This is a genomic window from Chrysiogenia bacterium, from assembly GCA_020434085.1.
In the GTDB taxonomy this organism is placed as follows: Bacteria; JAGRBM01; JAGRBM01; order JAGRBM01; family JAGRBM01; genus JAGRBM01.
Genome location: JAGRBM010000143.1, coordinates 1 through 3,222, shown reverse-complemented (window position 1 = coordinate 3,222; position 3,222 = coordinate 1). Strand labels below are relative to the sequence as shown.

Annotated in this window: 1 protein-coding gene; it reads right to left on the bottom strand. The window is 65.5% G+C overall.

Going from position 1 to position 3,222, the window contains the following annotated elements:
• Positions 1 to 2,909, bottom strand: a 2,909-nt coding sequence (locus KDH09_04680) for a sigma 54-interacting transcriptional regulator (protein ID MCB0218968.1), incomplete at its 3' end; no start/stop codon positions are given.
• Positions 2,910 to 3,222: the final 313 nt, after the last annotated feature.

Here is a 3,222-nt window from a genome sequence, read left to right as displayed (position 1 = left end):
GTCTCGGCCGCGCGGGTGCGGTTGCCCTGGGAGTGACGAAGTGCCGAGACAATGCGGTCGCGTTCGCTGGGTTCCTGCTGCCGGCGCACGGGCGCCCCGGCCTCGGCCTCGCGCAGCTCGGTGGGAAGGTCCTCCAGGGTGATCCGGTCGCCGCGGACGGTGACGAAGCCATGCTCGATTGCGTTGCGTAACTCGCGCACATTGCCCGGCCACGAATAGTGGCACAGGCGCTCGAGCGCGTTGCCGGTCAGGCCATGTACCGGCTTGCCGCGGGTGCGGGCGAACTCGGCAACCAGAGCATCGATCAGAAGCGGAATGTCCTCGACGCGATCGCGAAGCGGGGGCAGGTTGATCTCGAACACGCGGATTCGGTAGTAGAAATCTTCGCGGAACACCTCGTTCTCGATGAGCTTTTCCAGGTCCTTGTTCGTCGCCGTAACGACGCGCACGTCAACGGGAATCGCCTTGTCGCCACCGACGCGGCGGATCTCGCGTTCCTGCAGCACGCGGAGCAGCTTGAGCTGAATGAGCGGGCTCACATCGCCGATCTCGTCGAGAAAGAGCGTGCCGCCGCGTGCGGACTCGAACACGCCGGTCTTGTCGCGGTGCGCGCCGGTGAAGGCGCCGCGCACGTGGCCGAAGAGCTCGCTCTCGAGAAGTGACTCGGGAAGCGCCGAGCAGTTGACTGCGATGAAGGGTTTCTCGTGCCGCTCGCTCAGGTCGTGAATGGCGCGCGCGGCCAGTTCCTTGCCCGTGCCCGATTCCCCGCGCAGCAGGACGGTGACATCGCTCTGCGCCGCCAGTTGGATGCGGCGAAAGGGCTCCTGCATGGCCGGGCTGTTGCCGATCATGCCCTGGAAGCGGGGAATCGCCGTGCCCGGGGCGCCCCTGCCCGCCTCGCGCGAGGCGGCGGGGGATTCAAGCTCCAGCCGGTTCTTGCCCCGCTCCTTCGCCCAATAGAGCGCCGCATCGGCGCGGCGCAGCAGCGAAAGCGGCGTATCACCTGCTTCGAAGCGCGCGCCGCCGGCGCTGACGCGCACCTCGATGGGCGGGCCGTTCCCGGTTTCAATGGGGTGCCGGGCAAGAAACTGCTGCAAGCGTTCGAAGGTCGCCCGGTAATTGTTCTCACTGGCATCGCCCAGCAGGATCACGAATTCCTCGCCGCCCCAGCGGCAGGCGGCATCGCCCGGGCGCACGGCCTGGTCGAAGGAATCGGCCACCAGTTGCAGCGCCGCGTCGCCGGCGTGATTCCCGCGCGCCTCGTTGAGCTCGCTCAAGTCATCGATGTCGATCAGCAGCACGCCCGCGCGTTTGCCGTCGCTGGCAAGGGCGGTGCGCCGGAACTGGCGGAGTGCGCGGTCGAGAATTTCCTCCATCGCGGCGCGGGTGAGCAGGCCGGTCAGGCGGTCCTTGAGCCCGCGGCTCGCGGCCTCTTCAGCCTTGCGCATGCGGGCGCGAACGCGCGCGATGAATTCTTCGGGAACGATGGGCTTGGCCAGGAAGTCGTCGGCGCCGGCCTGGAATGCGGCGATGCGGTCGGACACGTCGTTGCGCGCGGTGAGCATCATCACCGGGATGTCGCGAAAGCGCGGGTCGGACTTGATGACGCGGCAGAGCTCGTACCCGCTGTAGACGGGAAGCTGCACGTCCATGACGATGAGCGAGGGGGGCTCGCTCTCCAGGGCACTCCAGAAATCCTGGGGATTGACCGCGCTGCGAACCTGGAGACCGTCGCTTGAAAGGACTTTCTCCGCCAGCTTGAGCATCGCGGCATCATCATCGACGACGAGGATCGGGCCGCCCACTTCATTTCCGGCCAGGCACTTCTGGATGGTCTTGAGCATCTCGGTGCCCGTGACCGGCAGGGTCAGGAACATGGCGCCGCCGGCCAGACTGGCGGCCACGCGCCGGTCGAGATCTTCGTGGGAAGTGAGGAAGATGATCGGGACCGATGGGTCGAGCGCCTGGCGCAACTTGCTCAGGCTTGCGATTTCCTCATCGCTGACTTCCTCGCAGCACTCGGCGATCACGATGTCGGGATGGAGGCCGGCGGCCATGTGGGTCGCCTCTTCGGGCCCCCCGGCATTTTCGACAAGCAGGCCGGCGTTGGTCAGCTCCGCGCGCAGCAGGTCCGCGCTGCTCGATTCGCGATGGACGAAGAGCACCTGACGGAACTTGAGCAGCCGGTGACCGGCCTTGGCGTCTTCGGCGCCCGGGTCATTCGGGCGTGCCTGGCTGAGCTGGTGGAGCAGGTCGTCGAGCAGGTCGCGCACCTCGCTCACCGACTTGCCCGTCTGCAGGGCGCGGTCCACCTGATAAGCGGCCTCGGAAATGGCGGGCAGCCCGTAGGTGCCGGCCGTGCCGGAGAGGCGGTGGACCTGCTGCTGCATGTCGGCAAGGTCTGCCTGGTGAGCTGAACGCGCAAGGGTTTCAATGAGCGTGCGCTTTTCCGGCAGGGACTCGATGAACTTGGCCTGCAGCTTTGCAAGCTCGGACTTGAGCTCCTGTTTGCCGGCATCTTCTTCGTCATTGCCGGCAGCCGGTGCCATGCCCAGCAGGTCGGCGATTTCCTTGGTCAACGATTCCGGGGTCACCGGTTTGTGGATGACCTTGTCCACGCCCAGGCGGTAGAGCTCTTCAAAGGTGCGAAAGCCCTTGAAAAAGGCGGAGAGAAAGAGCGACTTGGGCGGCGTCTCGTGTGAGGGAAGAACCCGGGCGAGCAGTTCGATTCCCGTACCGTCGGGCAGCAGGCCGTCGACGATGAGCAGGTCGGGCAGGGCGATCTGGAGTTCGTGCTCGCCCTCTTCGATGCTGGGCGCACCGCGATATTCGCATCCCAAAGAGGCGGCAATCGACCCGATCAACGAGAGGATGGAGGGGTCGTCATCAATGGCCAGAATGCTCGGCATGTTCCGCTCTGAAGTTCTCAATGGGCGGCAGAGTCCAGGTGTTTGTCTGCACCTAGGTTTAGCAAACCGCGCACCCAAGGTCGATGCCGCGAAGCAATTGCGCTGGTTTGGCGGAAAATCCCAATACCCGCTTGGATCGGACGGGGGCATTGGCCCTATAATGCCAGCATTGGGATCGAGCGGGATAGCCGGGCATCCGTGCCCGTCATCAGGAGTAGAGGCAGTGGCGCTGTACTGACCCGGTGCGCGCCGATCTGTCGCCGTCCAGCATGACCCAGCCCCTCCAGCGAATTCTCTGCGTAGAAGATGACCC